General features: G+C 64.2%; 4 protein-coding genes. 2 read left to right on the top strand and 2 right to left on the bottom strand.

The genetic code is table 11. The features are described 5' to 3' along the window. A partial coding sequence (locus Q8O80_RS10700; RefSeq protein WP_305579460.1) for a PDZ domain-containing protein occupies window positions 1-562 on the top strand: 562 nt, incomplete at its 5' end. A gap of 46 nt (window positions 563-608) precedes the next feature. Here Q8O80_RS10700 and Q8O80_RS10695 read toward each other — a convergent pair. Beyond that, entirely contained in the window at window positions 609-992 is a 384-nt protein-coding gene (locus tag Q8O80_RS10695; RefSeq protein ID WP_305579459.1) for a VOC family protein, read from the bottom strand. A gap of 120 nt (window positions 993-1112) precedes the next feature. On the opposite strand from Q8O80_RS10695, the gene Q8O80_RS10690 reads away from it, so the two are divergent. Further along, window positions 1113-2438: a replication-associated recombination protein A gene (locus Q8O80_RS10690; protein WP_305579458.1), complete on the top strand. Its 1326-nt coding sequence runs from the start codon at window positions 1113-1115 to the stop codon at window positions 2436-2438. A 6-nt stretch (window positions 2439-2444) separates the two neighbouring features. Here Q8O80_RS10690 and Q8O80_RS10685 read toward each other — a convergent pair. Further along, window positions 2445-3482, bottom strand: a 1038-nt coding sequence (locus tag Q8O80_RS10685; protein ID WP_305579457.1) for a patatin-like phospholipase family protein, incomplete at its 5' end; no start/stop codon positions are given.

The following is a 3482-nucleotide window of genomic DNA, read 5'->3' as shown; positions in this document are numbered from 1 at the left end:
TGCCAGCCTGGGCATGGCGGCGCCGCATGGGGCGCTGATCACCGAGGTGGCGCCCGGCGGTCCGGCCGCGCGTGCCGGCTTTGCCTCGGGCGATGTGATCCTGTCGGTCGACGGCATGGCCGTGGATGATCCGAGTGCCTTCAACTTCCGGCTGGCCACCCGGCCGATCGGGCAAACCACCAAATTGGCGCGCCTGCGCGGCGGGACGACCAACACGGTGGATTTTACCATCCAGGCAGCGCCCATCCCCGATGAGGCCATGATTGCCCAGATCAGTGGCCAATCGCGCTTTGCCGGCGCCAGCGTGCGCCAGCTTGATCCGGCCCTGGCCGAACTCAAAGGGCTGCCCTACGACGCCAAGGGGGTGATGGTCACCGCCATTGCCGATGGATCGCCTGCCGAGGCCATGGGGCTGCGGGTCGACGATATCATCCTCGCGCTCAATGACATGCCCATGGAAACTGCACGGGCTTTTGCCGAGATTGCATCGCAGCGTGTGCGGACCTGGCAGATCATCCTGCAGCGCGACGGGCGCGTCACCCGCAGTATCGTCAGCGGCTAGCGAGCGATTGCGGCCCGACGCCAGTGGCGCCGGGCCCGGTCAACGATCAGGCGGGCGTGTGGCAGACGGCCTCGATATTGTTGCCGTCCAGGTCTCGCACGAAAGCGCCGTAATAGCTGGCATGGTAGTGCGGGCGCAGGCCCGGGGCGCCATTGTCGGTGCCGCCAGCGGCCAGGGCCGCTGCATGGAAGGCATCGACCTCGGCGCGGCTCCGCGCCGCAAAGGCAAAATGGGCGGGTGGCCGCTGGGCGCCAGCTTCGGACAGCCAGAAGGCCGGATTGTCGCGACCAAAGCCGCCAACCTTGACCCCGCCGGTGTGCTCGAGTGGCACTTGTGTCATGAATGTTGCCCCCAAAGGGGCCAGAGCCTGTTCATAGAAGGCTTTCGCCTGGTCAAAATCGCTTACGCTGATACCGGAATGGTCTATCATGGTTGTCCCCTTGCAATAGATGGCACCTCTGCGATAGCGCTTGCTACTGTCAGGGCGCGTCAGCAATAGCGCCACGCGCGTCGCGCTGTTCGTGCGACAGGAATGAAATGATGATCCGGCATGTCTGACCTTTTTGCAGCAGATCCTGACAGCGTCGTGGAAAGCGACACCGCCCGCCCGCTGGCCGACCAGTTGCGGCCGCGCACGCTTGATCAGGTGATCGGCCAGTCCCATCTGCTGGGGCCGCAAGGCACGCTGCGGCGGATGATTGCCTCGGGCCGGCTCGGTTCGCTCATCCTGTGGGGACCTCCCGGCACCGGCAAGACCACCGTGGCGCGGCTGCTGGCCGACCAGATCGGCTATCGTTTCGAGCAGATTTCAGCCGTATTCTCGGGCGTGGCCGATCTCAAGAAGGTATTTGAGAAGGCGCGCTTTGAGCGGCTCAGCGGCCACAAGACCCTGTTGTTCGTCGACGAAATCCACCGTTTCAACCGGGCCCAGCAGGATGGCTTCTTGCCGGTGATGGAAGACGGCACGGTGGTGCTGGTCGGGGCCACCACGGAAAATCCGTCCTTTGAACTGAACGCGGCTTTGCTGTCGCGCAGCCAGGTGTTGCGCTTTGAATCGCTGTCGGTCGAGGATCTCGAAAGTCTGGTGGGCCGCGCCGAGGCGCTGACAGGGGCGACGCTGCCGCTGGAGCCCGAGGCGCGTCAGACCCTGCTCACACTGGCGGACGGGGATGGGCGGGCCTTGCTGGGGCTTGTGGAGGAGGTTCTGGCCTCCACCCGGCAGGGCGAGATGCTTGACGCGGCCGGCTTGCTCACCGTGGTGCAGCGCCGGGCGCCGATTTACGACACGGCGGCCGATGGCCACTACAATCTGATTTCGGCGCTGCATAAGACCATCCGCGGTTCGGACCCCGATGCGGCGCTGTACTATTTTGCGCGCATGCTCGATGCGGGCGAGGATCCGCTGTTTCTGGCGCGGCGTCTGATCCGCATGGCGGTCGAGGATATCGGCCTGGCTGACCCCCAGGCCTTGCCACAGGCGGTTGCCGCGCGCGATGCGTTCCAGATGCTGGGCTCGCCCGAGGGCGAACTGGCGCTGGCGCAGACCGTGGTCTATCTGGCGCTGGCGCCCAAATCGAACGCCGTTTACACCGCGTTCAAGGCGGCCAGCAGCGTGGCCAAGTCCACCGGCTCACCCATGCCCCCCATGGTCATTCTCAATGCCCCCACCAAGCTGATGAAGGGCTCGGGCTATGGCGAAGGCTATGTCTATGACCACGACACGCCAGAGGGCTTTTCCGGGCAGCAATATTTCCCCGAGACCATTGGCCGGCAGACATTCTATCAGCCGGTCGAGCGTGGTGCCGAGCGCGACTATCGCAAGCGGCTCGATTATTTCGAGCGGCTGCGGGCCGCCAAGGCCGAAAAGGACAATTAGCGTCTGCTAGCGCGACTGCCACTGCCCGGCGCGGCCGGCCTGGTGCCCATATTGATAGAGCGCGCTGAGCCATTGCGGGTTGCCGAAGACGCTGGTGCTTTCCGGGAAATCTGCCGGTATCGCGGTCAGACGGAATGCCAGCCCTGCTTTGCGCGCCGCATTGTCCAATTGTTCGAGATTGCTGCGGCCCAGATATTTGAGCAGGGTCGGCACGGCGCGCTCCAGCAGTGAGAGGCTGGAAATCTTCACCGTGGCAGGGCTGGCCGCCACCACGCCATTGAAGATCACATAGAGCTTCTGCACGCCGCGGCGGTTCCTGACGAAGGCCTCGTAACCGCCGGGCATCAGCAAGACCTGTTCGGTGACGCCGCCATCGACATGCAGTTCCTCAAAGGCCATGCCCTGGGCGGAGACGTCGAGCAATACCGGGGGAAAGATACCCGGAACAGCAGTCGAGGCCAGAATGATCTGGTGCACGAGTTCGAGCTTGTGTGGCAAATTGCTGATGGCGATGGCGCCGATGTCCCAGATCATGGGGCGCTGGGCGTTCAGATTGGTGGTGCCGACATAGAGGCGGCGCCCCTTGTTGTGGGCCGCGCCGATAGCATCGAGCGCCGGCTGGTCCACGAGGGTGCGAATGGCGCTCAGCACCGGCGCATTGCTCATCACCGAGGGCGCGCCGAACAGGGCGCCAATGAAGTTGGCGCCGGCAGAACTGTCCTTCTGGGTCAGATTGGAAAACACCAGGCGCAGGCGCTCATCATAGTGCGGGCCGAGAAAGGCCATCGGGGCCATCATGGCGCCGACACTGATGCCGGTGACCACTTCGAATTCGGGGCGATTGCCTTTTTCGGACCAGCCGACGAGAAAGCCGGCGCCATAGGCCCCATTGATGCCGCCGCCTGAGAGTGTCAGATAGTCGACAGCGCCGTCAGGGCCGGGGGCGATCCGGGCGTGTATTTTGGCAAATTCGTAGTCGTCACCCCAATAGCGCAGGCGTTGATCGGCAAGAATGGTGGCTTCGGCGACCAGTTGGGGCGGAAT

Source organism: Devosia sp. (assembly GCF_030689745.1).
Classification (GTDB): Bacteria; Pseudomonadota; Alphaproteobacteria; order Rhizobiales; family Devosiaceae; genus Devosia; species Devosia alba.
This window is presented reverse-complemented; position numbering and strand designations above follow the sequence as displayed.